Below are 26,709 nucleotides of genomic sequence, written 5' to 3' on the forward strand. Positions count from 1 at the left end.
AGCGTAGGGGGCCGGATGATGGGAGCAGGCGGCTTTGCCTACTTTGGCCAAGACCAAAGTAGGCCGCCGTAAGGGCGGAAAGGTGACGAAAAGCCTCTATCGTCAATGAATGAGCATACATCTCCCAAAGCAATCACCGTAAAGCCTCGAACTCGAACCCGAACCCCAAAAATCCGAACCCCACCCCCATGGTCTAGTCTCAATCAAACCGGTACCGGCCCCACCCCAACAACGAACCCCGGACCGGAACAAACCATTTGGAGTCCCTGGGAGGTGCCCTCATGAGCCTGTTGCTTGAGCCCTACACCCTGCGTCAACTCACCCTGCCCAACCGCATCGCCGTCTCCCCCATGTGCCAGTACTCCGCCGCAGACGGCCTGGCCAACGACTGGCACCTCGTACATCTGGGCAGCCGCGCGGTAGGCGGCGCTGGCCTGGTGATCACCGAAGCCGTGGCCGTCACCGCCGATGGCCGTATCACCGCCGAAGACCTCGGCCTGTGGACCGAAGAGCAGATCCCCCCGCTGCAACGCATCACCCGCTTCATCACCGCCCAGGGCGCCGTACCCGGCATCCAGCTCGCCCACGCCGGGCGCAAGGCCAGCACCCACCGCCCATGGCTGGGCAAGCACGGCAGCATCAAACCCGAAGAGGGCGGCTGGCAGCCAGTTGGGCCTTCGAAGATCGCCTTCGACCCCGAACACACCGTGCCCCGTGAACTGAGCCAGGACGATTTAAAGAACGTCATTGCCGCGTTCGTGGCGGCCACCGAACGTGCCCTGCAAGCCGGCTTCAAGGTGGTCGAGATCCACGCCGCCCACGGCTACCTGCTGCACCAGTTCCTCTCGCCGCTGAGCAACCAGCGCCGCGACGACTACGGCAGCTGCTTCGAAAACCGCATCCGCCTGACCCTGCAGGTCACCGAGGCTGTGCGCAAAGTGTGGCCCAAGGAGCTACCGCTGTTCGTGCGGGTATCGGCCACCGACTGGGTGGAAGACGGCTGGAACCCCGATGAAACTGTCGAGCTGGCGCGCCGCCTGCGGGTACTGGGGGTGGACCTGATCGACGTGTCTTCCGGCGGCACCTCGGTCAACGCCGAGATCCCCACCGGTCCTGGTTACCAGACCCGCTTTGCCGAGCGTGTGCGCAAGGAGTCGGAAATCGCCACCGGCACCGTCGGCATGATCACCGAACCGGCCCAGGCCGAACACATCCTGCGCACCGGCCAGGCCGACGTGATCTTCCTCGCCCGTGAACTGCTGCGCGACCCGTACTGGCCGTTGCACGCAGACGACGACCTGGGCGGTAACAAGGCCACCTGGCCCGCGCAGTACCAGCGCGCCACCAGCCGGGCCAACCCGATTCATGAGTCGGACCTGCGCGACTGACTTAGCGGCAAGCCGCCTGGAAGAGGATGTCGCTGACCCATTGATTGATGCTTTTCTGCGCCAGCTCGGCTTTGGCAGCCACGCTGGCGTGGAGGGTGGGTTCCAGGCGCAGGCTCAATTTTCCGGAATAGGCTTTCTGTGGCGCTCGGCCCAAGCGTTCACAGGTTTCCAGGTAATCGTCGACAGCTTCCTCGAAAGCATGGCGCAGTTCGCCGATGGACTCGCCATGGAAGCCGATCACATCGTGGATACCCGTGACATGGCCAATCAGCAACTGGTCTTCGTCGCTGTATTCGATGCGGGCTGAATAGCCGCGGTAGTGCATGACATTCATGGTGTGACTCCTGCCTGCTCGAGGAACTGGCGAGCTCCCTTTACCTGGTACGGCTTGGCATGGCGATCCGGGTGGGGGCGATGGAATGTCGCCACCGCGCCGTTGAGCTCGAAGCGTACACGTGAGCCGCGACCTTCCACCGTTATGGCACCAAGGGATACCAGTAACGATTCCAGGCGCTGCCAATCCAGTGTCTTGGGAACAGGCTTGCTGAAAATGAGTACGAGTGCAGCGCGTTGGTGATTATTCATGGTATCAGTCTGTGATACCAGAACAATCTGCTCAAGCGTTTGGCCGTAGGAGGCTGGAGTCTTGGCAGGCAGGAAAAGTCATTGCGTTCAACAGAGGAAAGCCGACCGGCTCAGAATGGCTGGTCGGCCAGAGTCAAGCAGACCTCAATGCTTGAACATCACATGCCGCACACAGGTGTAATCCTCAAGCCCATACATCGACATATCCTTCCCATACCCCGAGTGCTTCTGCCCACCATGGGGCATTTCGCTGACCAGCATGAAGTGCGTATTCACCCAGGTGCAGCCGTACTGCAGGCGCGCCGCCAGGCGGTGCGCGCGGCCGCTGTCGCGGGTCCACACCGACGAAGCCAGGCCGTAGTCGGAATCGTTGGCCCACTCCAGTGCCTGGGCCTCATCGGTGAAGCGGGTCACCGACACCACCGGGCCGAACACTTCGTGGCGGACGATTTCGTCATCCTGCAAGGCATCGGCCAGCACTGTGGGCTCGAAGAAGAAGCCATCACCGGCAATCACCTTGCCACCGGTGACCAGGCGGATATGCGGCTGCTCGATGGCGCGCTGCACCAGGCCGGCCACCTTGTCGCGGTGCTGGGCGCTGATCAGCGGGCCCAGCTCGGTGCCTTCGGCCTCCTGCAGGCCGTGCTTGATGCTGGCAACGGCCGCGCCCAGGCGCTCGACGAACTGCTCGTAGATGCCGCTCTGCACGTACAGCCGGCAGGCGGCGGTGCAGTCCTGGCCGGCGTTGTAGAAGCCGAAGGTGCGGATGCCGTCGATGGCCGCGTCGATGTCGGCGTCGTCGAACACCAGCACCGGCGCCTTGCCGCCCAGCTCCATGTGCATGCGCTTCACGCTGTCGGCAGTGGCGCCGATGATGTGCGCGCCGGTGGGGATGGAGCCGGTCAGCGACACCATGCGCACCTTGGCGTGGGTGACCAGCGGGTTGCCCACGGTCTGGCCCCGGCCAAACAGAATGTTCAGCACACCGGCCGGCAGCAGGCCCTGCACCAGTTCACCCAGGCGCAGGGCGGTCAGCGGGGTCAGCTCCGACGGTTTGATCACCACGGTGTTGCCGGCGGCCAGGGCCGGGGCGATCTTCCACGCCAGCATCATCAGCGGGTAGTTCCACGGCGCGATGGAGGCCACCACCCCCAGCGGGTCGCGGCGGATCATCGAGGTGTGGCCCGGCAGGTACTCGCCGGCCGCCGAACCGCCCAGGCAGCGGGCTGCGCCGGCGAAGTAGCGGAACACATCGGCGATGGCCGGGATCTCGTCGCCGAGTGCGGCGGTATAGGGCTTGCCGCAGTTCTGTGACTCCAGCCGGGCCAGCTCCTCGCCATGGGCCTCGATCACATCGGCAATCGCCAGCAGTGCGGCCGAGCGCTCCTTGGGCGTAGTCTGCGACCAGCCGTCGAAGGCCCGGTCTGCGGCGCGTACGGCAATATCGACCTGGGCCTCGGTGGCCTCGAGAATCTGCGCCAGGGCAGTGCCTCTGGCCGGGTCCAGCACGGTCCAGGCCGGGCCTTCACCGTTTACGAGACGGCCGTCGATCAGCATTTGGGTTTGCATCGGGGACTCCTCCTGGGTCATTTGCCGCTGCCCGCGACGCTTTCGCCGCCGCGGGTCAGGTAATAGGCGCCGAGTATCGGCAGCATGGTCACCAGCATCACCAGCATGGCGACCACGTTGGTCACCGGCACGTCACGCGGGCGGCTGAGCTGGTTGAGCAGCCAGATCGGCAGAGTGCGTTCGTTGCCGGCGGTGAAGGTGGTGACGATGATTTCGTCGAACGACAGGGCGAAGGCCAGCATGCCGCCGGCCAGCAGGGCCGAACCGAGGTTGGGCAGGATGATGTAGCGGAAGGTTTGCCAGCCATCGGCGCCCAGGTCCATCGAGGCTTCGATCAGGCTCTGCGAGGTGCGCCGCAGGCGGGCGATGACGTTGTTGTAGACGATCACCACGCAGAAGGTCGCGTGGCCGACCACGATGGTGAACAGCCCGGGCTCGATACCCAGGCTCTTGAACGCCGACAGCAGGGCGATACCGGTGATGATGCCGGGCAGGGCGATGGGCAGGATCAGCATCAACGAGATGCCTTCCTTGCCGAAAAAATCGCGCCGGTACAGCGCCGCCGAAGCCAGGGTGCCGAGCACCAGGGCGATCAGCGTGGCCAGGCACGCCACCTGAAGCGACAGCTTGATCGCCTCGAGCACGTCGGGGCGGGCGAAGGCCACGCTGAACCACTTCAGGGTGAAGCCTTGTGGCGGGAAGCTGAACGCGGCGTCCTCGGTGTTGAAGGCGTACAGCAGGATGATCAGGATCGGGAAGTGCAGGAACACCAGCCCGCCCCAGGCCGCCAGGCGCAGGCCCCATGAGGCTTTGTCAGAGTGCATCGAAGGCCCCCAGGCGTTTGACGATGGACAGGTAAACGGCAATCAGCACGATCGGCACCAGGGTGAAGGCTGCCGCCATGGGCATGTTGCCGATCGCCCCTTGCTGGGCGTACACCATGCTGCCGATGAAGTAGCCGGGCGGGCCGACCAGCTGCGGCACGATGAAGTCGCCCAGGGTCAGCGAGAAGGTGAAGATCGAGCCTGCGGCAATACCCGGCACCGACAGCGGCAGCACCACCTGCAGGAAGGTCTGCCCGGGCCGCGCGCCAAGGTCGGCGGAAGCTTGCAGCAGCGAGGGCGGCAGGCGCTCCAGCGAGGCCTGGATGGGCAGGATCATGAACGGCAGCCAGATGTACACGAACACCAGAAAGCGCCCCAGGTGCGAGGTGGACAGCGTGCTGCCGCCCACCCCGGGGATGCCCAGCACCAGCTGCAGCACGCCGTCCAGGTGCAACTGCTGGATGAACCACTGGGCCACGCCGCCCTTGGCCAGCAGCAGGGTCCAGGCGTAGGTCTTGACGATGTAGCTGGCCCACATCGGCATCATCACCGCGATGTAGAAGAACGCCTTGGTGCGCCCGCTGGTGTAGCGCGCCATGTAGTAGGCGATGGGGAAGGCCAGCGCGGCGCTGGCCAGCGACACGGCCACGGCCATGCTCAAGGTGCGCAGGATGATGTCGAAGTTCGACGGGCTGAACAGCGCGGCGAAGTTGGCCAGGGTCAGCTCTGGCGACACCGTCATGGAGAAGTCGTCGAAGGTGTAGAAGCCTTGCCACAACAGGTTCAGCAGCGAGCCCAGGTAGATCGCGCCAAACCACAGCAGCGGCGGGATCAGCAGCATCAGCAGGTACAGGTTGGGGCGCCGGTACAACAGGTTGCACAGGCGCCGCAGCACCGAGCTGCCCGGTTGCTCGCTGGCGGCTTGCACGGCCAGGCTCATGGCTGGGTTTCCTGCAGTGCGGTCATCGCCTCACGCGGCCAGCTGGCTTGCACGCGCTGGCCGGCCTGCCAGGGGTGGGGCTGTTCTTGCCACTGGTCGTTGGCCTGGCTCACCGCCAGCAATTGTCCGCCGTCGAGCTTCAGTTCAAAGCGGGTGGCGCTGCCCTGGTACTGGATATCGTGCAACACGCCGGCCACCTGCACCTCGTGGCTGGCCGGCTGGCCGCCCAGGCGGATGTGCTCGGGGCGAATCGAGAACGGCTGCGGGCTGCCGCTGAGCTGTTGCGCCAGCTCGCCACGCAGCACGTTGGAGGTGCCGACGAACTCGGCCACAAACGTTGTGGCTGGCTTCATGTACAGGTTGCGCGGGGTGTCCACCTGCTCGATGCGCCCGCGGTTGAACACCGCCACCCGGTCGGACATCGACAGCGCTTCGGTCTGGTCGTGGGTGACGAAAATGAAGGTGATGCCCAACTGGCGCTGGAGTTTTTTCAGCTCGCCCTGCATCTGCTCGCGCAGCTTCAGGTCGAGGGCGCCGAGGGGTTCGTCGAGCAGCAGCACCCGCGGGCGGTTGACCAGTGCCCGGGCCAGGGCTACGCGCTGGCGCTGCCCGCCGGACAACTGCGCCGGCTTGCGCGCACCGTAGTCACCCAGGGCGACCATGGCCAGCGCCTCGTCGGCGCGGGCATGGCGCTCGGCCTTGGCCACGCCCTTGACCTTGAGGCCATAGGCGACGTTGTCGCGCACGTTCATGTGCGGGAACAGCGCGTAGTCCTGGAACACCGTGTTCACGTCGCGCTGGTACGGCGGCAGGCCGGCGGCCTCGCTGCCGTGGATGCGGATCGAGCCGCTGCTGGGCTGCTCGAAGCCGGCGATCAGGCGCAGGCAGGTGGTCTTGCCCGAACCCGAAGGGCCGAGCATGGAGAAGAATTCGCCATCGTGGATGTCGATACTGACCTGGTCGACTGCCTTGACCTCGCCGAAGGTGCGGCAAACCTGGGTGAACTGGACTGCTGGGGGCATGGTGCGGCTCCGGCTGGGACAGATTTCTGTGGGAGCGGGTTTACCCGCGAACACCGGCCGTCAGGCCGGTGCCATGCACCGCGTTGCATGCTTCGCGGGTGAACCCGCTCCCACAGGGTGCGCGGTACGCTTGGTGAGGGGGTTATCGTCCACCCATGATCGCGATGTAATCCTGGGTCCAGCGGCTGTAGGGCACGAACTTGCCGCCCTCGGCCTGCGGGGTTTTCCAGAAGGCGATCTTGTCGAAGTTGTCGAAGCCGTTGGTCTTGCAGCCCTCGGCCCCCAGCAGTTCGCTGCCGGTGCAGGCTGCTGGCACCGCCGGCAACGAGCCGAACCAGGCGGCTACGTCACCCTGCACCTTCGGTTGCAGCGACCAGTCCATCCACTGGTAGGCGCAGTTGGGGTGCTTGGCTTCGGCGTGCAGCATGGTGGTGTCGGCCCAGCCAGTGGCGCCTTCCTTCGGCACCACCGAGGCCACCGGCTGCTTGTCGGCCTGCAGGCCGTTGACCATGTAGCCCCACGAACTGGTGGCCGCCACGCCTTCGTTCTTCACGTCGCTCATCTGCACCGTCGCGTCATGCCAGTAGCGGTGAATCAGCGGTTGCTGCTGGCGCAGCAGGTCGAGCACCGCCTTGTATTGCATCTCGGTCAGCTCGTAGGGGTTCTGGATACCCAGTTCAGGCTTGGCCGACTTCAGGTACAGCGCGGCATCGGCGATGTAGATCGGCCCGTCGTAGGCCTGCACGCGGCCCTTGTTGGGTTTGCCGTCCGGCAGGTTCTGCGGCTCGAACACCACGCTCCAGCTGGTAGGTGGTGTCTTGAACACGTTGGTGTTGTACAGCAGCACGTTCGGGCCCCACTGGTAGGGCGTGCCGTACACCTGGTCCTTGACCACGTACCAGGCGCCGTTTTGCAGGCGCGGGTCGAGGTTTTTCCAGTTGGGGATCAGCGCCGTGTTGATCGGTTGCACACGCTTGCCGGCCACCAGGCGCAGCGAGGCGTCGCCAGAGGCGGTGACCAGGTCGTAGCCGCCCTTGGTCATCAGGCTGACCATCTCGTCGGAGGTGGCAGCGGTCTTCACGTTGACCTTGCAGCCGGTCTGCTTCTCGAAGCCAGTCACCCAGTCGTAGGCCTTGTCGCTGTCACCGCGCTCGATGTAGCCGGGCCAGGCGATGATATCCAGCTGCCCTTCACTGGCGCCGAGCTTCTGCGGCAGCCCGGCGGCCTGCGCGCCGGCACTGGCCAGCAGGGCGCCGAGCAAAATGGTCTTGTGCACTGACATGATGTTCCCTCTTGTTCGAAATTGTGGTCGGGGCAGTCGTCAAGCAAAGCGGTGAAGCCATCGTTGATTGCGTGTTGTACGGGGTTACTCCAGGTGCTCGCCGTGGCGCGCCATGATGTGGCGCACCACGCTGTAGTCCTGCAGTGAGTCGCTGGACAGATCCTTGCCATAGCCCGAGCGCTTCAGGCCGCCGTGGGGCATTTCGCTGGCCAGCATGAAGTGGCTGTTGATCCAGGTGCAGCCGTACTGCAAGCGGTTGGCCACCTGCATGGCCTTGTCCAGGTTCTGCGTCCATACCGACGAGGCCAGGCCGTATTCCGACTCGTTGGCCCAGTCCACTGCCTGGGCCAGGCCCTCGAAGCGGGTCACCGTGACCACCGGGCCGAACACCTCGCGCTGGACGATCTCGTCGTGTTGCCGGCAGCCGGCCAGCAGCGTGGGTTGATAGTAGAAGCCGGGCCCGGAATGCACGGCGGCGCCGGTCACCCGTTCGATATGCGGCTGGCCCAGGGCGCGTTCGACAAAGCTGGCCACGCGGTCGCGCTGGCGCGGGGTGATCAGCGGGCCGATCTCGTTGTCGGCGTCGCGCTTGCCGGCAAACCGCAGCGAGGCAACAGCGGCGCCCAGTTCCTCGACCAGGCGGTCGTGGATGCCGGCCTGGGCATAGATGCGGCAGGCGGCGGTACAGTCCTGGCCGGCGTTGTAGTAGCCGTAGGCGCGCACGCCGGCCACCACCGCCTCAAGGTCGGCGTCGTCGCAGACGATCACCGGCGCCTTGCCGCCCAGCTCCAGGTGGGTGCGCTTGAGGGTGCGCGAGGCGGCCTGGAGGATCTTCTGCCCGGTGACGATATCGCCGGTCAGCGACACCATGCGCACCGCCGGGTGGCTCACCAGGTGGCTGCCAACACTCTCGCCGCCGCCACAGACGATATTCAGCACGCCGGGCGGCAGCAGCTCGTTGAGCGCCGGCGCCAATGCCAGAATCGACAGCGGGGTGTGTTCGGAGGGCTTGAACACCAGGGTGTTGCCTGCCGCCAGGGCCGGGGCGATCTTCCAGGCGGCCATCATGATCGGGTAGTTCCACGGCGCGATGGACGCCACCACCCCCAGCGGGTCGCGGCGCACCAGGCTGGTGTAGCCGGGCAGGTATTCGCCGGCCAGTTGGCCGGTCTGGCAGCGCACGGCGCCGGCGAAGAAGCGGAACACGTCGATGGCCGCAGCCAGGTCATCCTGGCGGGCCAGGTGCAGGGGTTTGCCGCAGTTCAGCGCCTCGAGGCGGGCCAGTTGTTCCTGCTGGCGCAGCAGGGCGTCGGCGATTTCCAGCAGCACGCCCGAGCGTTGTTGCGGGGTGGTCCGGGCCCAGCCGGCAAAGGCCCGCTGGGCGGCGACGATGGCGGCCTCGACCTGTTCGACGCCGGCCTCGGCAATGCGCACCAGGGTTTCGCCGCTGGCCGGGTTGAGGATCGGTTCTGCCGGCCCGCAGCCTTCGACCAGCTCGCCATCGATGAGCAACGCGGTGCACAGCGGGGTAGGGGTACCAGGCATCGCAGGCTCACTTTGGCTGTTATTGGAGGTGTTGCCGTTGAGTCAGCCTAGAGCGCCCGGGGCCTGCCTACAAATTCGAAATAAAGAAGGTGGCCATCGATTAAATCGAATGCTTGCGCCCGCCGGCCGGCTGCTCCCGGGCCACGGTGAGGAACGGGTCCACCAGTGCCGGGCGCGCGGTGCCCCGGCGCCAGGCCAGGCCGACGTCGAGGGTCTGGTTGAGGTCGGCCAGCGGCCGGGCCTCGATGATGTCGCCTTCCAGCGACCAGGGGCGGTAGGTCATGTCCGGCTGGATCGACACCCCGAGCCCCGCTGCCACCAGGCTGCGCACGGCCTCGGTGGAGGCGGTGCGCAGGCTGACGTTGGCCTGCAGCCCGGCGCTGGCCCACATGCGCCGGGCGTTGTGCTCCATTTCGTCGACGTTCAGCTGAATCAAGGGCTGCTCGGCGACATCGGCCAGGCTGATGCTGTCCTGCTCCAGCAGCGGGTGCTGGGCCGGCAGCCACAGGCGGTGCGGCGAGTGGGTCAGCACTTCGGTCTGTAGCGCCATGCGGTCTTCGAGGTTGGACAAAATCAGTACCGCCACGTCGATTTCGCCGCTGACCAGCAGGTGCTCGATATACGGCCGCTCGTCCTCCACCACCCGCAGTGCCACGTTGGGGTAGGCACGTTGAAAGCGGGTCAGCAGGTCGGCCAGGTAGTAACCGGCCACCAGGCTGGTGACGCCGATGGTCAACTGGCCCGACACCTGGTCGGTGCTTTGTTGCAGGCTGCGCTTGGCGTTGTCGACGGTGGCCAGAATCAGGTGCGCCTGGCGCAAAAACTGGTGGCCCTGGTGGGTCAGGGTCATGCCCTTGGCGTGGCGGTTGAACAGCAGCACGCCGATTTCCTGCTCCAGTTGCTGGATGGCCAGGGTCAGGGTGGACTGCGAAATGAACACCGCCTGGGCGGCGGCGGAGATGGAGCCGGTCTCGGCAACAGCGATGAAGTGCCGGATCTGGCGCAGGGTCATCATGGGGGGCTGGCTTCTTATGAGTTTTATCGGCTGAGGCCAGCATAGTTCGTTTTTATCGATGGCAGGCGCAACATCCGGAAGCATTTGTTCAGGTGGCTAACCTCGGGCGCCGTCCTACTCTGGTGGCCTCTTTTTCGCACCGTGGAGACGCAACGATGAACACCCGGGGTCTGCTCGACCAACTGCTCAAGTCCGGCCAGGAACTGCTCGGCAACCAAACCAGCAAGAGTGCTGGCAAATCCACCAGCGGCGGCCTGGGCGGCCTGCTTTCCGGTGCTGGCGGTGGCGCCTTGGCAGCTGGCGCCATGGGCCTGCTGATGGGCAACAAGAAGGCCCGCAAGTACGGCGGCAAGGTGCTCACCTATGGTGGCCTTGCCGCCCTTGGCGTGCTGGCCTACAAGGCCTACGGCAACTGGCAGACCCGCCAGGGCGCCGGCAACCACGAACCGCAGACCCTCGACCGCCTGCCGCCGGCCCAGGCCGAGCAGCACAGCCAGGCGGTACTGCGCGCGCTGGTGGCGGCGGCCAAGTCCGACGGCCATATCGACGAGCGCGAGCGGGCCTTGATCGAGGGCGAGTTCACCCGCCTGGACAGCGACCGCGAACTGCAGCACTGGCTGCACGCCGAGCTGAACAAGCCGCTGGACCCGGCCGAGGTGGCCCGCGCCGCGCAAACCCCGGAAATGGCCGCCGAGATGTACCTGGCCAGCGTGATGATGGTCGATCAGGAGAACTTCATGGAGCGCGCCTACCTGGACGAGCTGGCCCGCCAACTGCGCCTGGACCCGGCACTGCGCCAGGAACTGGAGAACCAGGTTCGGCTTGCCGCCGGTCAATGAACTGGCATTTGGCCAGTTCGCGGGGCAGCTAAGCCCGAATACAGCAGCATTCAGCCGCAAAAGCGTAGGAAGCCTGGGCTATACTTCGGCGATTTTTCCCGCTTGTGACGAATTCCTGAGGGCTGAATGTGAAGAACTGGACCTTGCGCCAACGGATCCTGGCAAGTTTCGCCGTGATCATCGCCATCATGTTGCTGATGATCGTGGCAGCCTACTCAAGGCTGCTGGCGATCGAGTCCAGTGAAGAAGCAGTAGGCTCCGACAGCATCCCCGGGGTCTACTACAGCTCGATGATCCGCAGCGCCTGGGTCGACAGCTATGTCACCAGCCAGCAGTTGGTGGGGCTGTCGAACCACCGCGAAATCACCTCGGCGGACCTTGAGCTGTTCAAGAGCTTCGACGAGCGCTTGAAAAAGCATATGGCCAGCTACCAGGGCACTATCCGCAGTGCCGACGACCAGGCAGCCTTCGATCTCTTCACCCGCCAGGAAGAGGTCTACATCAAGTTGGTGGCCCAGGTTCTCGACGCCTACCGCAAGCATGACTACAGCGAAGCCCAGCGCCTGATCGCCGAGGTGCTGACCCCGGCCTGGAACGAGGGGCGCAGCCACCTGAACGGGGTGATCGAGCGCAACCGCGAATCGGCCGATGCCGCCACCAATGAAATCGTCAACGCCGTGGCCACGGCCAAGGTCAGCATGATGGTGTCGCTGGTGCTGGCGATCATCGCCGCCGGCGTATGTGGCCTGCTGCTGATGCGCGCCATCACCGCGCCCATGCAGCGCATCGTCCACGCCCTCGACCGCCTGCGCTCGGGCGATTTGAGCATGCGCCTGAGCCTGGACCGCAAGGACGAGTTCGGCGCCATCGAAAGCGGCTTCAACGAAATGGCCGAGTCGCTGGCGGGCCTGGTGTCCCAGGCCCAGCGCTCGTCGGTGCAGGTGACCACCTCGGTCACCGAAATCGCCGCCACCTCCAAGCAGCAACAGGCCACCGCCACCGAAACCGCCGCCACCACCACCGAGATTGGCGCCACCTCGCGGGAGATCGCCGCCACCTCGCGCGACCTGGTGCGCACCATGACCGAGGTCACCAGCGCCGCCGACCAGGCCTCGAGCCTGGCCGGCTCCGGCCAACAGGGCCTGGCGCGCATGGAAGAAACCATGCACCAGGTGATGGGCGCCGCCGAGCTGGTCAACGCCAAGCTGGGCATCCTCAACGAGAAGGCCGGCAACATCACCCAGATGGTGGTGACCATCGTCAAGGTGGCCGACCAGACTAACCTGCTGTCGCTCAACGCTGCCATCGAGGCGGAAAAGGCCGGCGAGTACGGCCGCGGCTTTGCCGTGGTGGCCACCGAAGTGCGCCGCCTGGCCGACCAGACCGCCGTGGCCACCTACGATATCGAGCAGATGGTGCGCGAGATCCAGTCGGCGGTGTCGGCCGGGGTGATGGGTATGGACAAGTTCTCCGAAGAAGTGCGCCGCGGCATGTTCGAGGTGCAGCAGGTGGGCGAGCAACTGAGCCAGATCATCCACCAGGTGCAGGCGCTGGCGCCGCGGGTGCTGATGGTCAACGAAGGCATGCAGGCCCAGGCCACCGGTGCCGAGCAGATCAACCAGGCCCTGGCCCAGCTCAGCGATGCCAGCACGCAGACGGTGGAGTCGTTGCGCCAGGCCAGCTTCGCCATCGATGAGCTGAGCCAGGTGGCGGCCGGCCTGCGTGGCGGTGTGTCGCGCTTCAAAGTCTGACGACCATGACCGACCTGCATCCGCGCGAGGAGCGCACGGCCGCCGCCAAGGGCGTGCTGTACCTGCAGTTTCGCATTGGCCAGCAGCGCTTTGCGCTGGACGTGCGCGAGGTGATCGAAGTGCTGCCACGCCGCCCGCTCAAGCCGATCCCCCAGGCCCCGGCCTGGGTCGCCGGCATATTGGCGCACCGCGGTGAGCTGGTGCCGGTGATCGACCTGTCGGCGCTGTGCTTCGCCACCCCGGCAGCGGCCCGCAGCAGCACCCGCCTGGTGCTGGTGCGTTACGACGGCGACCCGCTGCGCCCGGGCCTGCAACTGGGGCTGGTGCTCGAACAGGCCACCGACACCCTGCGCTGCCAGCCTGAGGAGTTCCAGCCCTACGGCCTGGACAACGCCGAAGCGCCGTACCTGGGGCCGGTGCGCCAGGACGCCGCCGGGCTGTTGCAGCGCATTCGCGTGCAGGACCTGCTGCCCGAAGCCGTGCGCCCGTTGCTGTTCCCCGATGAGCCAGGGCAGGAGCGCGCATGAGCGAACAACGGTTCTTCCGCTTTTTGCAGGAGCGCATCGGCCTGGACGTGGAGTCGGTCGGCGTGGCCATGGTCGAGCGCGCCCTGCACCAGCGCAGCCAGGCCGTGCAGGCAACAGACCTGGACGACTACTGGGTGCGCCTGCGCCAGTCGGCGGCCGAGCAGCAGGCCTTGATCGAGGCGGTGATCGTCCCCGAGACCTGGTTCTTCCGCTACCCCGAATCCTTCGACGCCTTGCTGACCCTTGCCCGCAAGCGCCAGGCGGAACTGGCCGGGGCGCGGCCGCTGCGCATCCTCAGCCTGCCGTGCTCCACCGGCGAGGAACCCTATTCGATTGCCATGGCTTTGCTCGACGGCGGCCTGTTACCGGCCAGCTTCCTGATCGACGCCATGGACATCAGCCCCAACTCGGTGGCCAAGGCGCAGCAGGCCGAGTACGGCCGCAACTCGTTCCGTGGCAGTGACCTGGCGTTTCGCGAGCGGCACTTCAGCACCGAAGGCGAGGTTCACCGCCTGGATGAGCGGGTACGCCGCCAGGTGAGCCTGCAGGCGGGCAATGTGCTGGACCCGGCGCTGAAAAGCCGCGACGGGCTGTACGACTTCGTGTTCTGCCGCAACCTGTTGATCTATTTCGACGTGCCGACCCAGCAGCAGGTGTTCGAGGTACTCAAGCGCCTGACCCATGCCCAGGGCGTGCTGTTCATCGGCCCGGCCGAGGGCAGCCTGCTGGCGCGCCTAGGCATGCGCCCGGTGGGTATCCCCCAGTCGTTCGCCTATGTACGCCAGGCCGACCCGGCACCCGCGCCCACTGAAAAAACCGAGCGCCCGCAGCGCCAGCCCACAGTGCCGAAGGTAGTGCCATTGGCGCCCCGGGCTCCGCGCCCGGCCAGCCCTGCGCCGCAACCCGCACCAGCCCGTGAAAGCGAAGCGCAGTTGCTGGCGCTCATCGCCCAGGCCGCCAACGGCGGCGACAGCCAGCAGGCCCGTGCCGGCTGCGAGCGCTACCTCAAGCAGTTCGCCCCCAAGGCCCAGGTGTACTACTGGCTGGGCCTGCTCAGCGACACCGAAGGCGATGCCACCCAGGCCATCGTCCACTACCGCAAGGCCCTGTATCTGGAGCCCCAGCACCCCGAGACACTGATACACCTGGCGGCGCTGCTTGCCGCGCAAGGCGATGCAGCAGGCGCCCGGCGCTTGCAGGAGCGCGCAGCACGGGTCGGCCGGGAGTCTGAACGATGAGCACCGGCCTGGACATGCAAGTGATTGCCCACGAAGACGAGGCCATCGACGATTGCTGGAACCGCATCGGCGTGCACGGCGACAAACAATGCCCGTTGCTTGCGCGGCATATCCACTGCCGCAACTGCGAGGTGTACGCCTCTGCCGCCACCCGCTTGCTGGACCGCTACGCGCTGGTCGCGGATGACGTGCTGGCCGCCCCGGTGGCAGCGCAAGAACCGGCCACTGGCCGCTCGATGCTGCTGTTCCGCCTGGGTGAGGAATGGCTGGCGCTGCCCACCGTTTGCCTGGCCGAGATCGCCCCGGCGCAGCCGGTGCATTCGCTGCCGCACCAGCGCTCGCGGGTGCTGCAGGGGGTGGCCAATGTGCGCGGTGCACTGGTGCCGTGCCTGTCGCTGGCTGACCTGCTGGGCGTGGCGGGCGAGCCTGCCGGCGAGCGCAGCGGGCGCAACCTGCCACGTATGCTGATCCTGGCCGCCGAGGGCGGGCCGGTGGTGGTGCCGGTGGACGAGATCGACGGCATTCACCGGCTCGACCCGGCGCACCTCGACCAAGGCCGCGACACCGCTCACTTCACCGCCGCCGTGCTGCAATGGCGCAGCCGCAGCGTGCGGGTGCTGGACGAAGACCATTTACTGCAAGCCGTGAAGCGGAGCCTGTCATGACCCCCGAGCAAATGCGCGACGCTTCGCTGCTCGAGCTGTTCAGCCTGGAGGCCGAGGCGCAAACCCAGGTGCTCAGCGCCGGCCTGATGGCGCTGGAGCGCAACCCGGCGCAGCCCGACCAGCTCGAGGCCTGCATGCGCGCGGCCCACTCGCTCAAGGGCGCGGCGCGGATCGTCGGCATCGATGCCGGGGTCAGCGTCGCCCATGTGATGGAAGACTGCCTGGTGGCCGCCCAGGAAGGCCGCCTGCTGCTGCGCCCGGAGCATATCGACGCGCTGCTGCAGGGCACCGACCTGTTGATGCGCATCGCCACCCCCGGCGACCCGGGGGGCGAGGCTGCGGTGCCGGCGTTTCTGGCACAGCTTGCAGGCCTGCTGGACCCGGCCGCCGCGCAAGCATTGCCTGTGCCGGCCGCCCCAGCACCGGCTGCACCTGCGCTGCCCGAACCGCCTGTGGCCAGCGAGCCGCTGCCTGAACCTGCCGCCGAGCCTGAGCCATCCGCAACGCGCAAAGCCGGCAAGCGCACCGGCGAGAGCGGCGAGCGGGTGTTGCGGGTCACCGCCGACCGCCTGAACAGCCTGCTCGACCTGTCAAGCAAATCCCTGGTCGAGACCCAGCGCCTGAAGCCCTACCTGGCCACCTTGCAGCGCCTCAAGCGCATGCACGGCCAGGGCATGCGCGCGCTGGACGGGCTCAAGGCCCAGCTGGAAGCCAGCGGGCAAAATGCCGAAGTGCTGCAGGCCCTGGCGCAAACCCAGCAACTGCTGGCCGAAACCCAGCAGATTTTGCTGCAGCAGGCCACCGACCTCGACGAGTTCGGCTGGCAGGCCAGCCAGCGTGCGCAACTGCTGTACGACACCGCGCTGGCCTGCCGTATGCGCCCGTTCGCCGATGTGCTGAACGGGCAGAGCCGCATGGTCCGCGACCTTGGCCGCTCGCTGGGCAAACCGGTGCGCCTGGTGGTCGAGGGCGAGAAGACCCAGGTCGACCGCGATGTGCTGGAAAAGCTCGAAGCGCCGCTCACTCACCTTTTGCGCAACGCCGTCGACCATGGCATCGAATCGTCCGAGCGGCGCCTGCTGGCCGGCAAGCCCGAGGAGGGCACGGTGCGCCTGCGCGCCTCGCACCAGGCCGGGCTGCTGGTGCTGGAGCTGACCGACGACGGGGCCGGTATCGACCTGCAGCGCCTGAGCCGCAGCATCGTCGAGCGCGGCCTGTCGCCGGCCGATACCGTGGCGCAGATGAGCGAGGCGGAGCTGTTGAGCTTCTTGTTCCTGCCGGGCTTCAGCCTGCGCGACAAGGTGACCGAAGTGTCCGGGCGCGGCGTCGGGCTGGATGCGGTGCAGCACATGGTGCGCGAATTGCGCGGCGCCATCGAGCTGACCCAGGTGGCCGGGCAGGGCTGCTGCTTCCACCTCGAAGTGCCGTTGACCCTGTCGGTGGTGCGCAGCCTGGTGGTGGAGGAGGGCGGCGAGGCCTATGCCTTCCCCCTGGCGCATATCGAACGCACCCTGGATGTGGCGGCCGAGGATATCGTGCAGATAGAGGGGCGCCAGCACTTCTGGCACGAAGGCCGGCATATCGGCCTGGTGGCGGCCAGCCAGTTACTCAACCGCCCGGCCACCCAGGACGAGGGGCACAGCCTGCGGGTGGTGGTGATCCGCGAGCGCGACCAGCTGTACGGGGTGGCCGTGCAGCGGCTGATCGGCGAGCGGGTGTTGGTGGTGATGCCGCTCGACCCGCGGTTGGGCAAGGTTCAGGACATCTCGTCCGGCGCCCTGCTCGACGATGGCTCGGTGGTGCTGATCATCGACGTCGAAGACCTGCTGCGCTCGGTGGAAAAACTGCTCAGCACCGGCCGCCTGGAGCGCATCGAGCGCGGCGCCAAAGGTGGGCGTGGGGTGGCCCGCAAGCGCGTGCTGGTGGTGGACGACTCGCTGACCGTGCGCGAGCTGCAGCGCAAGCTGTTGAGCCACCGCGGCTACGACGTGGCGGTGGCGGTGGATGGCATGGACGGCTGGAACGCCCTGCGCAGCGATGACTTCGACCTGCTGATCACCGACATCGACATGCCGCGCATGGACGGTATCGAGCTGGTCACCCTGGTGCGCCGCGACCACCGCCTGCAATCGCTGCCGGTGATGGTGGTGTCGTACAAGGACCGCGAGGAAGATCGCCGGCGTGGACTGGATGCCGGCGCCGACTATTATCTGGCCAAGGCCAGCTTCCATGACGATGCGTTGCTGGATGCCGTCGAGGAGCTGATCGGAGGGGCCCAGGGATGAAGATCGCCATCGTCAACGACATGCCCATGGCCGTGGAGGCCCTGCGCCGGGCGCTGGCCTTCGAGCCTGCGCACCAGGTGGTGTGGGTGGCCAGCAATGGCGCCGAGGCCATCGCCCGCTGCGCCGAACAGACCCCCGACCTGATCCTCATGGACCTGATCATGCCGGTGATGGACGGCGTGGAGGCCACCCGGCGGATCATGGCCGAGACCCCTTGTGCCATCGTCATCGTCACTGTCGACCGCAAGCAGAACGTGCACCGGGTGTTCGAGGCCATGGGCCACGGCGCGCTGGATGTGGTCGACACCCCGGCCCTGGGCGCCGGTGACCCGCGCGAAGCAGCGGCGCCGCTGCTGCGCAAGATCCTCAACATCGCCTGGCTGATCGGCCAGCAGCGGCCCAGCGCGCCGCGCGCGGTGCCGGCGCCGGTGCGCGAAGCCGCGCAGCGCCAGGGCCTGGTGGCGATCGGCTCGTCTGCCGGCGGGCCGGCAGCGCTGGAGGTGCTGCTCAAGGGGCTGCCGCGAACCTTCCCGGCGGCCATCGTGCTGGTGCAGCACGTCGACCAGGTCTTTGCCGCCGGCATGGCCGAATGGCTGGCCTCGGCCAGTGGCCTGCCGGTGCGCCTGGCCCGCGAAGGCGAGCCGCCGCAGCCGGGCCAGGTCCTGCTGGCCGGCACCAACCACCATATCCGCCTGCTGCAGAACGGCCAGCTGGCCTACACTGCCGAGCCGGTCAACGAAATCTACCGGCCGTCGATCGACGTGTTCTTCGAAAGCGTGGCACGCTACTGGGCCGGTGAAGCGGTAGGCGTGTTGCTCACCGGTATGGGCCGCGATGGCGCCCAGGGTTTGAAGCTGATGCGCGAGCGCGGCTTTCTGACCATCGCCCAGGACCAGCAGAGCAGTGCGGTGTACGGTATGCCCAAGGCTGCCGCAGCAATCAATGCGGCAGTGGAAATCCGTCCGTTGGAGCGTATCGCCGGGCGACTGATGGAAGTCTATTCGAAATGACGACTTGTAATGATTCACGCCGCCTGGCCGGCCGTGAGCAGGTGACTAGGGATGAATGATCTGCCAACCGAAGGTCTGACGACCACCAACGAAAACTCGGCCATGGTCCTGCTGGTGGATGACCAGGCCATGATCGGTGAGGCAGTGCGTCGCGGGCTGGCCCAGGAAGAGAACATCGACTTCCATTTTTGCGCCGACCCGCACCAGGCTGTGGCCCAGGCCATGCGCATCAAGCCCACGGTTATTCTGCAGGACCTGATCATGCCGGGCCTGGACGGCCTGACCCTGGTGCGCGAGTACCGCAACAACCCGGCCACCCAGGACATCCCGATCATCGTCCTGTCGACCAAGGAAGACCCGCTGGTCAAGAGCGCGGCCTTTGCCGCCGGGGCCAACGACTACCTGGTCAAGCTGCCCGACACCATCGAGTTGGTGGCGCGCATTCGCTACCACTCGCGCTCCTACCTCACCCTGCTGCAGCGCGACGAAGCCTACCGCGCCCTGCGGGTGAGCCAGCAGCAACTGCTCGACACCAACCTGATGCTGCAGCGGCTGATGAACTCCGACGGCCTGACCGGGCTGTCCAACCGCCGCCACTTCGACGAGTACCTGGAGCTGGAATGGCGCCGGGCCCTGCGCGAGCAGCAGCAGTTGTCGCTGCTGATGATCGACGTCGACTACTTCAAGGCCTACAACGACAGCTTCGGCCACCTGGCTGGCGACGAGGCCCTGCGCCAGGTGGCCGAGGGCATTCGCAGCTGCTGCGCGCGCCCCAGCGACCTGCCGGCGCGCTATGGCGGCGAGGAGTTCGCCCTGGTGTTGCCCAACACCTCGCCGGGCGGCGCGCGCCTGGTGGCCGAGAAGCTGCGCCAGAGCATCATCGCCCTGAGCATCCCGCACATCGCCCCCGAAGCCGGCTCGCACCTGACCGTGAGCATCGGCCTGGCAACCCAGACCCCAAGCCAGGGCAGCCATTGCCGGCAGCTCATCTCGGCAGCGGACAAGGGGCTGTATCAGGCCAAGCACAACGGCCGCAACCAGGTGGGGATTGCCTGATCGGATGAAGTCCAGGCTTTGCAGGGTCTCTGTGGGAGCGGGTTCACCCGCGAACACGGGCAGAGCCCGTGCCATCCCTCGCGGTGTCTGCTTCGCGGGTGAACCCGCTCCCACAGGGGCGCGGTAAGGTCGCGAGCAGCGCCTGCCCGGCGGGGCTGCCGCCGTGGCGCGAATGGCGCTATACTCGCGGGCTTTTCACCGAATTCGCACGAGAGCTGCCCGCCCATGGAAATCCAACCGATCCTGAACACCATCAAGGACCTCACCGAGCGTTCCCAGTCCATTCGGGGGTATCTTTGACTACGATCACAAGCATGATCGTCTGGTCGAAGTAAACCGCGAGCTGGAAGACGCCGCCGTCTGGAACAAGCCCGAGTACGCCCAGGCCCTGGGCCGCGAGCGTGCCATGCTGGCGCAGGTGGTCGAGACCCTCGACAAACTGTCCAACGGCCTGGGCGACTGCAAGGACCTGCTCGACATGGCGGTCGAGGAAAACGACGAAGGCGCTGTCAGCGATGTCGTGACCGAGCTGCAAGGGCTCGAGGAATCCCTCGCCCTGCTCGAGTTCCGTCGCATGTTCAGCGGCGAGATGGACCCGAACAACGCCTACCTGGACATCCAGGCCGGCTCCGGCGGCACCGAGGCCCAGGACTGGGCCAACATCCTGCTGCGCATGTACCTGCGCTGGGCCGACAAGCGCGGTTTCGACGCCACCATCATCGAGCTGTCCGAAGGCGAAGTCGCCGGCATCAAGGGCGCCACCGTGCACATCAAGGGCGAGTACGCCTTTGGCTGGCTGCGCACCGAGATCGGCGTGCACCGCCTGGTGCGCAAGAGCCCGTTCGACTCCGGCGCGCGCCGCCACACCTCGTTCTCGGCGGTGTTCGTCTCCCCCGAAATCGACGACAAGGTCGAAATCGAGATCAACCCGTCGGACCTGCGCATCGATACCTACCGCTCCTCGGGCGCCGGTGGTCAGCACGTCAACACCACCGACTCGGCCGTACGTATCACCCACGTGCCGACCAACACCGTGGTGGCCTGCCAGAACGAACGTTCGCAGCACGCCAACAAGGATACCGCCATGAAAATGCTGCGGGCCAAGTTGTACGAGCTGGAAATGCAAAAGCGCAACGCCGCCTCGCAAGCCCTGGAAGACAGCAAGTCGGACATCGGCTGGGGCCATCAGATCCGCTCCTACGTACTGGATGACTCGCGCATCAAGGACCTGCGGACCGGCGTCGAGCGCAGCGACTGCAACAAGGTGCTCGACGGCGACATTGACGAATACCTCGAAGCGAGCCTCAAGCAGGGCCTGTAACCCGCACACCACCGCCGCGATACCAGGCCCTGGGGGCCGGTATCGCCTGCCCTGCCCGACAGGGGCAACGAATACCTGATGGAAAGACTGACGACATGAGCGACCTCAAGACCGAATCGCAAGACCTGCAACAGGAAGAAAATGCCCTGATCGCCCTGCGCAAGGAAAAACTTGCTGCAGAACGCGCCAAGGGCAACGCCTTCCCCAACGACTTCCGTCGCGACAGCTACTGCAACGACTTGCAGAAGCAGTACGCGGACAAGACCAAGGAAGAGCTGGAAGCAGCCGCGATCCCGGTCAAGGTGGCTGGCCGCATCATGCTCAACCGTGGCTCGTTCATGGTTATCCAGGACATGACCGGCCGTATCCAGGTCTACGTCAACCGCAAGACCCTGCCCGAAGAAACCCTGGCCGCGGTCAAAACCTGGGACCTGGGCGACATCATCAGCGCCGAAGGCACCCTGGCCCGTTCCGGCAAGGGCGATCTGTACGTCGAAATGACCAACGTGCGCCTGCTGACCAAGTCGCTGCGCCCGCTGCCGGACAAGCACCACGGCCTGACCGACACCGAGCAGCGCTACCGCCAGCGCTACGTCGACCTGATGGTCAACGAAGAAACCCGCCACACCTTCCGTGTGCGCTCGCAGGTGATCTCGCACATCCGCAAGTTCCTCATCGAGCGTGACTTCCTCGAAGTCGAAACGCCGATGCTGCAGACCATCCCTGGCGGCGCTGCCGCCAAGCCGTTCGAAACCCACCACAACGCCCTGGACATGGCCATGTTCCTGCGCATCGCGCCGGAGCTGTACCTCAAGCGCCTGGTGGTCGGTGGCTTCGAGAAGGTGTTCGAGATCAACCGCAACTTCCGTAACGAAGGCGTCTCGACCCGTCACAACCCTGAATTCACCATGCTCGAGTTCTACCAGGCCTACGCCGACTACCGCGACAACATGGACCTCACCGAGGAACTGTTCCGCGAGCTGGCGCAGCTGGTACTGGGCAGCACCGATGTGCCGTACGGCGACAAGCTGTTCCACTTCGGCGAGCCGTTCGTGCGCCTGTCGGTGTTCGACTCGATCCTCAAGTACAACCCTGAGCTGACCGCCGCCGACCTGCAGGACGTCGACCGCGCCCGCGACATCGCCAAGAAGGCCGGCGCCAAGGTGCTCGGCCACGAAGGCCTGGGCAAGCTGCAGGTGATGATTTTCGAGGAACTGGTGGAGCACAAGCTGGAGCAGCCGCACTTCATCACCGAGTACCCGTTCGAAGTCTCGCCGCTGGCCCGTCGCAACGACGACAACCCGGCGGTGACCGACCGCTTCGAGCTGTTCATCGGTGGCCGCGAAATCGCCAACGCCTACTCCGAGCTCAATGATGCCGAAGACCAGGCAGAGCGCTTCCTGGCCCAGGTGGCCGAGAAAGACGCCGGTGACGACGAAGCCATGCACTACGACGCCGACTTCGTCCGCGCCCTGGAGTACGGCATGCCGCCGACTGCCGGTGAAGGCATCGGCATCGACCGCCTGGTGATGCTGCTGACCAACTCGCCGTCGATCCGCGACGTGATCCTGTTCCCGCACATGCGTCCGCAGGCCTGAGTGATGTGAACAAGCCGCCTTTCGAGGCGGCTTTTTCATGCCTGAAGCTTTATGTTGTCTGTGCCGGCCCCTTCGCGGGTAAACCCGCTCCCACAGCTGGATGAAGTACCTGTGGGAGCGGGTTTACCCGCGAAAGGGCCGGCACAAGCTGCGCATGACCCCAAGAGGTATTTATCATGACCCCCGCCATGCCCCACCAAGGCGCCGCCGGCATCGCCACCGCCGTCGCCGAGAGCGTGCAGTACCAGGGCCGCAAGACCGCCCGCCAGGGCAGTGAACAGCGCCGCCAGCAGATCCTCGATGCCGCCATGCGCATCGTCGTGCGCGACGGCGTGCGCGGCGTGCGCCACCGCGCGGTAGCCGCCGAGGCCGGTGTGCCGCTGTCGGCCACCACCTACTACTTCAAGGATATCCAGGACCTGCTGGCCGACACCTTCGCCCAGTACGTCGAACGCAGCGCCGCCTACATGGCCAAGCTGTGGGCCAATACCGAAGTGGTGCTGCGCCAGCTGCTGGCCCAGGGCGACGGCACCGCGCAGGCGCGGGCGCGGCTGGTGGACGAAGTGGCACGCATGACCGCCGACTACGTGATCCGCCAGCTCAACAACCGCCGCGACTTCCTCATGGCCGAGCAGGGCTTTCGCCAGGAGGCGCTGCTGTGCCCGCGCCTGGCCGAGCTGGTATGCGCCCACGAGCAGATTCTGCTGCACGGCGCGCGGCAGATGCTGCAGGTGGTGGGCTCGCGCCAGCCCGAGCAGGATGCCCAGATGTTGACGGCCATCATCGAGCAGATGGAATATCAGGGCCTGCTCAAGGGCGCTGATGCACAGGCCGATGAGCAGATGCTCGCTATTCTTGTCCGATACCTGCAGATGGTGCTGGCTTCGGCCTGAGGCGACCGAATTTTCAAGGAGAACCTGATGAAAGCCTGGCGTGTGGTGCTGTTGACCTTGTCATTCCTCTTGCTGGGCGGGTGTCTGGTGACCTTCCACGAGCCGCTGCCGGCCAACCAGGCGGCGCCCAAGGCGCTGCTCGGCAAGTGGAGCAGCAAGGATGCCTGGGGCGAGCCGTTGAAGCTTGTGATCAGCCGCAGCGGCGCCGACGCCTACAAGGCCGTGGCCACCGCCAAGGGCAAGGCGGCGCAGGAGTACACCTTCACCGTTTCGCGCCATGGCAACCGCTGGTACTTGTCTGCTGGCGTACCCAAGGCCATGGGCGGCAACTTCCTGATTGGCGGCTTCGACATCGTCGAGGGCAAGGAACTGGTGCTGTACAACCTGGATGTCGAGCAGGTGCAGCAGGCAGTGGAGCAAAAAGAACTGACCGGGCGCACCACCCAGGTACCCGACGAGAACGGCGAAGGCGTGCTGATCGACAGCCCGTCGGCGCGGGTGCTGGCCTACCTGGACGACCCGGCCAACTCCGACCTGTTCGTCGAGGTAGCGCGCTTCCAGCGCTCCGGCAAGTAGTTGGCTGTGCCGGCCTCTTCGCGGGCAAGCCCGCTCCCACAGGTACTGCGCTCGGCTCGAGCTCTGTGCCGTCCCTGTAGGAGCGGGCTTGCCCGCGATGAGGCCCGAACAGGCAAAGCAGGGCTTGGCACAATGTTCCGATAAGGAGTCCCCGGTGGACGAATACCAGCAGACCATCCGCAGCCTCTCCGACCGCATCGTCACGGCCCAGACCCCGATCCGGGTGCTGGACGCGGTGAAATGGGACGACAACGTGCGCCAGGGCTTCCTCAAGGCCAAAGGCAAGGAGCCGCCGGCCATCGACCGGGCCTACTACCAGAACCGCCCGCTGTCGTTCGACTCCGGCGCGGTGAAGGCCGAGTTCCAGAGCATCGAGCGCGACATCATCCGCCAGCTGGGCCAGTTCAACCCGGTCGGGCAGATCATGAAGCGCATGTGCCGCGAGTACCGCATGGTGGTGCGCATGCTCGAGGCGCGTGGCACCGAGGACTTCGGGCTGATCTCGCAAGAGCTCTACGGCGCAGCCTCCGACGCCTTCCATGCCGGTGACCCGACCCTGGCTGACCTGGGCCTGATGTTGTCCAACTACCTCGACAACATCGACGGGCGCGGCGACCTCAAGGACGAACCGAAAAACCTCACGGCCAAAGAGGCCGTGGAGATTCTTCAGCGCCGGCTGAACAAGGTGTTCGGCGAGGCCGAAGAGACTATCCGCGTGTTCGAGTCCGACGGTATCGTCGCCGACGCTGCGGCCGGCGCCGACTACATCAAGGTGCGCGCCGACGCCATGTTCAACAGCCGCGACGTGCGCGCGCTGGAGGTGCACGAGGGGCTGGTGCACGTGGGTACCACTCTCAACGGTTTGAACCAGCCGATCTGCACCTTCCTGGCCAAGGGCCCGCCCTCGTCGACCGTGACCCAGGAAGGCCTGGCGATTTTGATGGAGGTGATCGCCTTTGCCTCCTATCCCAGCCGCCTGCGCAAGCTGGCCAACCGCACCCGGGCCATCCACATGGTCGAGGAGGGCGCCGACTTCCTGCAGGTGTTCAACTTCTTCCGCGAGCAGGGCTTCGAGATGGCCCAGAGCTACAGCAACGCCAGCCGGGTGTTCCGTGGCTCGGTGCCCAATGGCCTGCCATTCACCAAGGACTTGTCCTACCTCAAGGGCTTCATCATGGTTTACAACTACATTCAGTTGGCCGTGAAGAAGGGCAAGCTGGAGCAGATCCCCTTGCTGTTCTGCGGCAAGACCACTCTGGAAGACATGCGCACGCTGCGCCAACTGGTCGAAGAAGGGTTGGTGGAGCCGCCCAAGTACCTGCCGGAGCAGTTTCGCGACCTCAACGCGCTGTCGGCCTGGATGTGCTTCTCCAACTTCCTCAACCACCTGAGCCTGGACCGTATTGAAGCCGACTACGCGAACATTCTCTGAGCGCTGCCGCCTGCTCATGCTTGGCCTGGTGCTGCTGGGGCTGGGCGGTTGCAGCAGCTTGCTGTTCTTCCCCGAGCGCGGCCAGCCGTTCACTCCCGAGCGGGCCAAGCTTGAGTACCGCGACCTCACCCTGACCACCGCCGACGGCGTGCGCCTGCACGGCTGGTGGTTGCCGGCCAAGGCCGGGGTCGAGGTCAAGGGCACGGTGTTGCACCTGCATGGCAACGGCGGCAACCTGGCTGGCCACCTGGGCGGCAGCTACTGGCTGCCGGAGCAGGGCTGGCAGGTGCTGATGATCGATTACCGCGGTTATGGCCTGTCGCAGGGCAAGCCGAGCCTGCCCGAGGTGTACGACGATATCGCCGCCGCCATGGCCTGGCTGGACCGTGCCCCCGAGGTGCAGGGCAAGCCGCTGGTGCTGCTGGGCCAGAGCCTGGGCGGGGCCATGGCCATCCATTACCTGGCGGCGCACCCCGAGCAGCGCCAGCGCTTCAGCGCCCTGGTGTTCGACGGCGTACCGGCCAGCTACCGCAGTGTCGGCCGTTATGCGCTGAGCACCTCGTGGTTGACCTGGCCGCTGCAGGTGCCGCTGTCGTGGCTGGTGCCGGACGGCGACAGCGCGATCCGCTCCATCGAACAGCTGAGCAGCCCGCCAAAGCTGTTCTTCCACAGCCTCGACGACCAGCTGGTGCCGCTTGAAAACGGCATCCGTTTGTACCAGCACGCCCCGCCGCCGCGGGTGCTGCAGCTTACCCGGGGTGGCCATGTGCAGACTTTCGCCGACCCGACCTGGCGTGAGGTGATGCTGCGCTTTCTGGACGACCCCAGCCACTTCAACGGCCTGCGCCGCCTGGCCGAAGTGCCCAATTACCCTGACGAGAACAACAAGCAATGAGTGAAGAACGCAACGCCATCCCGCTGATCCTGACCGGTGTCGGCAGCATCATCGTGACGGTGGGGGCCCTCTGGTATTACGGCTACCTGCATTTTGCCAAGCCTGAAGATGCCCTGTTGCTGCAGGACTTCACCATGCTCAAGACCATCCCCGGCGAGGACTACAAGGTATCGCTGGACCCGGCGCCGCAGGTGGCGCAGTGCGTCGATGGCGTGTTGGTGCTGTTCGACACCCAGCAGAAGGGCCTGACCGGCGTGCTGGTGGACAACCGCAAGCGTGCGGTGCGCTGCATGGGGCAGGAGACGCCGCAGCAGCAGGTGCAGTGATATTTGCCTGTGCTGGCCTCATCGCGGGGCAAGCCCGCTCCCACGCAGATCCTGCTCCCACGAAGATCACTTGTGGGAGCGGGCTTGACCCGCGATGAGGCCGGTACAGAATGAGCAGTGCTTAGCT

General features: G+C 66.0%; 25 protein-coding genes. 16 read left to right on the forward strand and 9 right to left on the reverse strand.

All coding sequences use genetic code 11. The features are described from left to right. Positions 1–281: 281 nt before the first annotated feature. Complete coding sequence (locus ACI2KK_RS21210; RefSeq protein ID WP_404670456.1) at positions 282–1,388, forward strand: NADH:flavin oxidoreductase/NADH oxidase; 1,107 nt, start codon at positions 282–284, stop codon at positions 1,386–1,388. Position 1,389: 1 nt separating this feature from the next. Here the strand turns inward: ACI2KK_RS21210 and ACI2KK_RS21215 are convergent, their stop codons facing one another. The 9 genes from ACI2KK_RS21215 to ACI2KK_RS21255 form a co-directional block, all read right to left on the reverse strand. Beyond that, positions 1,390–1,722, reverse strand: a complete 333-nt coding sequence (locus ACI2KK_RS21215; protein ID WP_404670457.1) for a type II toxin-antitoxin system HicB family antitoxin — start codon at positions 1,720–1,722, stop codon at positions 1,390–1,392. Beyond that, positions 1,719–1,973, reverse strand: a complete 255-nt coding sequence (locus ACI2KK_RS21220) for a type II toxin-antitoxin system HicA family toxin (protein WP_217840028.1) — start codon at positions 1,971–1,973, stop codon at positions 1,719–1,721. The genes ACI2KK_RS21215 and ACI2KK_RS21220 overlap by 4 nt, the downstream gene beginning before the upstream one ends. Positions 1,974–2,117: 144 nt before the next feature. Next, positions 2,118–3,542, reverse strand: coding sequence for a gamma-aminobutyraldehyde dehydrogenase (locus ACI2KK_RS21225; protein ID WP_404670458.1), 1,425 nt, complete (start codon positions 3,540–3,542; stop codon positions 2,118–2,120). 17 nt (positions 3,543–3,559) lie between these two features. Further along, on the reverse strand, positions 3,560–4,366 hold the full coding sequence (locus ACI2KK_RS21230; protein ID WP_217840026.1) for an ABC transporter permease: 807 nt from the start codon (positions 4,364–4,366) through the stop codon (positions 3,560–3,562). Beyond that, positions 4,356–5,306 carry an ABC transporter permease gene (locus tag ACI2KK_RS21235; RefSeq protein ID WP_404670459.1) on the reverse strand — a complete coding sequence of 317 codons (951 nt, stop codon included), beginning with the start codon at positions 5,304–5,306 and terminating at the stop codon, positions 4,356–4,358. Before ACI2KK_RS21235 ends, ACI2KK_RS21230 begins: the two co-directional genes overlap by 11 nt. Then, positions 5,303–6,328, reverse strand: coding sequence for an ABC transporter ATP-binding protein (locus ACI2KK_RS21240; protein ID WP_369987848.1), 1,026 nt, complete (start codon positions 6,326–6,328; stop codon positions 5,303–5,305). Before ACI2KK_RS21240 ends, ACI2KK_RS21235 begins: the two co-directional genes overlap by 4 nt. 142 nt (positions 6,329–6,470) lie before the next feature. Further along, on the reverse strand, positions 6,471–7,610 hold the full coding sequence (gene ydcS / locus ACI2KK_RS21245; RefSeq protein WP_404670460.1) for a putative ABC transporter substrate-binding protein YdcS: 1,140 nt from the start codon (positions 7,608–7,610) through the stop codon (positions 6,471–6,473). 84 nt (positions 7,611–7,694) lie between these two features. Further along, positions 7,695–9,155, reverse strand: a complete 1,461-nt coding sequence (locus tag ACI2KK_RS21250; protein ID WP_404670461.1) for a gamma-aminobutyraldehyde dehydrogenase — start codon at positions 9,153–9,155, stop codon at positions 7,695–7,697. Between the two features lie 100 nt (positions 9,156–9,255). Further along, a complete protein-coding gene (locus ACI2KK_RS21255) occupies positions 9,256–10,170 on the reverse strand; it encodes a LysR family transcriptional regulator (protein WP_217886245.1) in 915 nt (304 codons plus the stop codon). 155 nt (positions 10,171–10,325) lie between these two features. On the opposite strand from ACI2KK_RS21255, the gene ACI2KK_RS21260 reads away from it, so the two are divergent. The 15 genes from ACI2KK_RS21260 to ACI2KK_RS21330 all read left to right on the forward strand — a co-directional run bounded on the left by ACI2KK_RS21260 (position 10,326) and on the right by ACI2KK_RS21330 (position 26,582). After that, on the forward strand, positions 10,326–11,009 hold the full coding sequence (locus tag ACI2KK_RS21260; RefSeq protein WP_404670462.1) for a tellurite resistance TerB family protein: 684 nt from the start codon (positions 10,326–10,328) through the stop codon (positions 11,007–11,009). Positions 11,010–11,137: 128 nt separating this feature from the next. Continuing rightward, positions 11,138–12,760, forward strand: a complete 1,623-nt coding sequence (locus ACI2KK_RS21265) for a methyl-accepting chemotaxis protein (protein ID WP_217840019.1) — start codon at positions 11,138–11,140, stop codon at positions 12,758–12,760. 5 nt (positions 12,761–12,765) lie between these two features. Then, the gene (locus tag ACI2KK_RS21270; RefSeq protein WP_217886242.1) at positions 12,766–13,287 is read left to right on the forward strand and encodes a chemotaxis protein CheW; all 522 of its coding nucleotides are present in this window, start codon (positions 12,766–12,768) and stop codon (positions 13,285–13,287) included. Continuing rightward, entirely contained in the window at positions 13,284–14,525 is a 1,242-nt protein-coding gene (locus ACI2KK_RS21275; RefSeq protein WP_404670463.1) for a CheR family methyltransferase, read from the forward strand. Before ACI2KK_RS21270 ends, ACI2KK_RS21275 begins: the two co-directional genes overlap by 4 nt. Next, on the forward strand, positions 14,522–15,190 hold the full coding sequence (locus ACI2KK_RS21280) for a chemotaxis protein CheW (RefSeq protein WP_404670464.1): 669 nt from the start codon (positions 14,522–14,524) through the stop codon (positions 15,188–15,190). Before ACI2KK_RS21275 ends, ACI2KK_RS21280 begins: the two co-directional genes overlap by 4 nt. Beyond that, on the forward strand, positions 15,187–17,475 hold the full coding sequence (locus ACI2KK_RS21285; RefSeq protein ID WP_404670465.1) for a hybrid sensor histidine kinase/response regulator: 2,289 nt from the start codon (positions 15,187–15,189) through the stop codon (positions 17,473–17,475). Before ACI2KK_RS21280 ends, ACI2KK_RS21285 begins: the two co-directional genes overlap by 4 nt. Beyond that, a complete protein-coding gene (locus tag ACI2KK_RS21290) occupies positions 17,472–18,485 on the forward strand; it encodes a chemotaxis response regulator protein-glutamate methylesterase (protein ID WP_217840014.1) in 1,014 nt (337 codons plus the stop codon). The genes ACI2KK_RS21285 and ACI2KK_RS21290 overlap by 4 nt, the downstream gene beginning before the upstream one ends. A gap of 51 nt (positions 18,486–18,536) precedes the next feature. Beyond that, on the forward strand, positions 18,537–19,541 hold the full coding sequence (locus tag ACI2KK_RS21295; protein ID WP_404670466.1) for a diguanylate cyclase domain-containing protein: 1,005 nt from the start codon (positions 18,537–18,539) through the stop codon (positions 19,539–19,541). A 225-nt stretch (positions 19,542–19,766) separates the two neighbouring features. After that, a protein-coding gene (prfB, locus tag ACI2KK_RS21300; protein WP_217840012.1) for a peptide chain release factor 2 occupies positions 19,767–20,862 on the forward strand; the annotation gives its coding sequence in 2 pieces (ribosomal slippage) (positions 19,767–19,838 and positions 19,840–20,862; 1,095 coding nt in all). 95 nt (positions 20,863–20,957) lie between these two features. Further along, entirely contained in the window at positions 20,958–22,460 is a 1,503-nt protein-coding gene (lysS, locus tag ACI2KK_RS21305) for a lysine--tRNA ligase (RefSeq protein WP_404670467.1), read from the forward strand. 188 nt (positions 22,461–22,648) lie between these two features. Further along, positions 22,649–23,353, forward strand: a complete 705-nt coding sequence (locus ACI2KK_RS21310; RefSeq protein WP_404670509.1) for a TetR/AcrR family transcriptional regulator — start codon at positions 22,649–22,651, stop codon at positions 23,351–23,353. A gap of 27 nt (positions 23,354–23,380) precedes the next feature. Further along, positions 23,381–23,929: a hypothetical protein gene (locus tag ACI2KK_RS21315; protein WP_217840009.1), complete on the forward strand. Its 549-nt coding sequence runs from the start codon at positions 23,381–23,383 to the stop codon at positions 23,927–23,929. Positions 23,930–24,026: 97 nt separating this feature from the next. Then, positions 24,027–25,361: a flavohemoglobin expression-modulating QEGLA motif protein gene (locus ACI2KK_RS21320; RefSeq protein WP_404670468.1), complete on the forward strand. Its 1,335-nt coding sequence runs from the start codon at positions 24,027–24,029 to the stop codon at positions 25,359–25,361. Further along, the gene (locus tag ACI2KK_RS21325) at positions 25,333–26,256 is read left to right on the forward strand and encodes an alpha/beta hydrolase (RefSeq protein ID WP_404670469.1); all 924 of its coding nucleotides are present in this window, start codon (positions 25,333–25,335) and stop codon (positions 26,254–26,256) included. Before ACI2KK_RS21320 ends, ACI2KK_RS21325 begins: the two co-directional genes overlap by 29 nt. Further along, positions 26,253–26,582, forward strand: coding sequence for a hypothetical protein (locus ACI2KK_RS21330; RefSeq protein WP_217840007.1), 330 nt, complete (start codon positions 26,253–26,255; stop codon positions 26,580–26,582). The genes ACI2KK_RS21325 and ACI2KK_RS21330 overlap by 4 nt, the downstream gene beginning before the upstream one ends. Positions 26,583–26,709: the final 127 nt, after the last annotated feature.

It is taken from the genome of Pseudomonas sp. NPDC089406 (assembly GCF_044900265.1).
Lineage (GTDB): Bacteria > Pseudomonadota > Gammaproteobacteria > Pseudomonadales > Pseudomonadaceae > Aquipseudomonas > Aquipseudomonas fakonensis.

Excerpts from the sequence above, each read along its gene's own strand:
- lysS (WP_404670467.1), top strand. The coding sequence starts at position 20,958 with ATGAGCGACCTCAAGACCGAATCGCAAGACCTGCAACAGGAAGAAAAT.
- ACI2KK_RS21295 (WP_404670466.1), top strand. The coding sequence starts at position 18,537 with ATGAATGATCTGCCAACCGAAGGTCTGACGACCACCAACGAAAACTCG.
- ACI2KK_RS21285 (WP_404670465.1), top strand. The coding sequence starts at position 15,187 with ATGACCCCCGAGCAAATGCGCGACGCTTCGCTGCTCGAGCTGTTCAGC.
- ACI2KK_RS21225 (WP_404670458.1), bottom strand. The coding sequence starts at position 3,542 with ATGCAAACCCAAATGCTGATCGACGGCCGTCTCGTAAACGGTGAAGGC.
- ydcS (WP_404670460.1), bottom strand. The coding sequence starts at position 7,610 with ATGTCAGTGCACAAGACCATTTTGCTCGGCGCCCTGCTGGCCAGTGCC.
- ACI2KK_RS21315 (WP_217840009.1), top strand. The coding sequence starts at position 23,381 with ATGAAAGCCTGGCGTGTGGTGCTGTTGACCTTGTCATTCCTCTTGCTG.
- ACI2KK_RS21330 (WP_217840007.1), top strand. The coding sequence starts at position 26,253 with ATGAGTGAAGAACGCAACGCCATCCCGCTGATCCTGACCGGTGTCGGC.
- ACI2KK_RS21280 (WP_404670464.1), top strand. The coding sequence starts at position 14,522 with ATGAGCACCGGCCTGGACATGCAAGTGATTGCCCACGAAGACGAGGCC.
- ACI2KK_RS21250 (WP_404670461.1), bottom strand. The coding sequence starts at position 9,155 with ATGCCTGGTACCCCTACCCCGCTGTGCACCGCGTTGCTCATCGATGGC.
- ACI2KK_RS21275 (WP_404670463.1), top strand. The coding sequence starts at position 13,284 with ATGAGCGAACAACGGTTCTTCCGCTTTTTGCAGGAGCGCATCGGCCTG.
- ACI2KK_RS21235 (WP_404670459.1), bottom strand. The coding sequence starts at position 5,306 with ATGAGCCTGGCCGTGCAAGCCGCCAGCGAGCAACCGGGCAGCTCGGTG.
- ACI2KK_RS21220 (WP_217840028.1), bottom strand. The coding sequence starts at position 1,973 with ATGAATAATCACCAACGCGCTGCACTCGTACTCATTTTCAGCAAGCCT.
- ACI2KK_RS21320 (WP_404670468.1), top strand. The coding sequence starts at position 24,027 with ATGAGGCCCGAACAGGCAAAGCAGGGCTTGGCACAATGTTCCGATAAG.
- ACI2KK_RS21240 (WP_369987848.1), bottom strand. The coding sequence starts at position 6,328 with ATGCCCCCAGCAGTCCAGTTCACCCAGGTTTGCCGCACCTTCGGCGAG.
- ACI2KK_RS21310 (WP_404670509.1), top strand. The coding sequence starts at position 22,649 with ATGCCCCACCAAGGCGCCGCCGGCATCGCCACCGCCGTCGCCGAGAGC.
- ACI2KK_RS21230 (WP_217840026.1), bottom strand. The coding sequence starts at position 4,366 with ATGCACTCTGACAAAGCCTCATGGGGCCTGCGCCTGGCGGCCTGGGGC.
- ACI2KK_RS21255 (WP_217886245.1), bottom strand. The coding sequence starts at position 10,170 with ATGATGACCCTGCGCCAGATCCGGCACTTCATCGCTGTTGCCGAGACC.
- ACI2KK_RS21270 (WP_217886242.1), top strand. The coding sequence starts at position 12,766 with ATGACCGACCTGCATCCGCGCGAGGAGCGCACGGCCGCCGCCAAGGGC.
- ACI2KK_RS21210 (WP_404670456.1), top strand. The coding sequence starts at position 282 with ATGAGCCTGTTGCTTGAGCCCTACACCCTGCGTCAACTCACCCTGCCC.
- ACI2KK_RS21290 (WP_217840014.1), top strand. The coding sequence starts at position 17,472 with ATGAAGATCGCCATCGTCAACGACATGCCCATGGCCGTGGAGGCCCTG.
- ACI2KK_RS21260 (WP_404670462.1), top strand. The coding sequence starts at position 10,326 with ATGAACACCCGGGGTCTGCTCGACCAACTGCTCAAGTCCGGCCAGGAA.
- ACI2KK_RS21215 (WP_404670457.1), bottom strand. The coding sequence starts at position 1,722 with ATGAATGTCATGCACTACCGCGGCTATTCAGCCCGCATCGAATACAGC.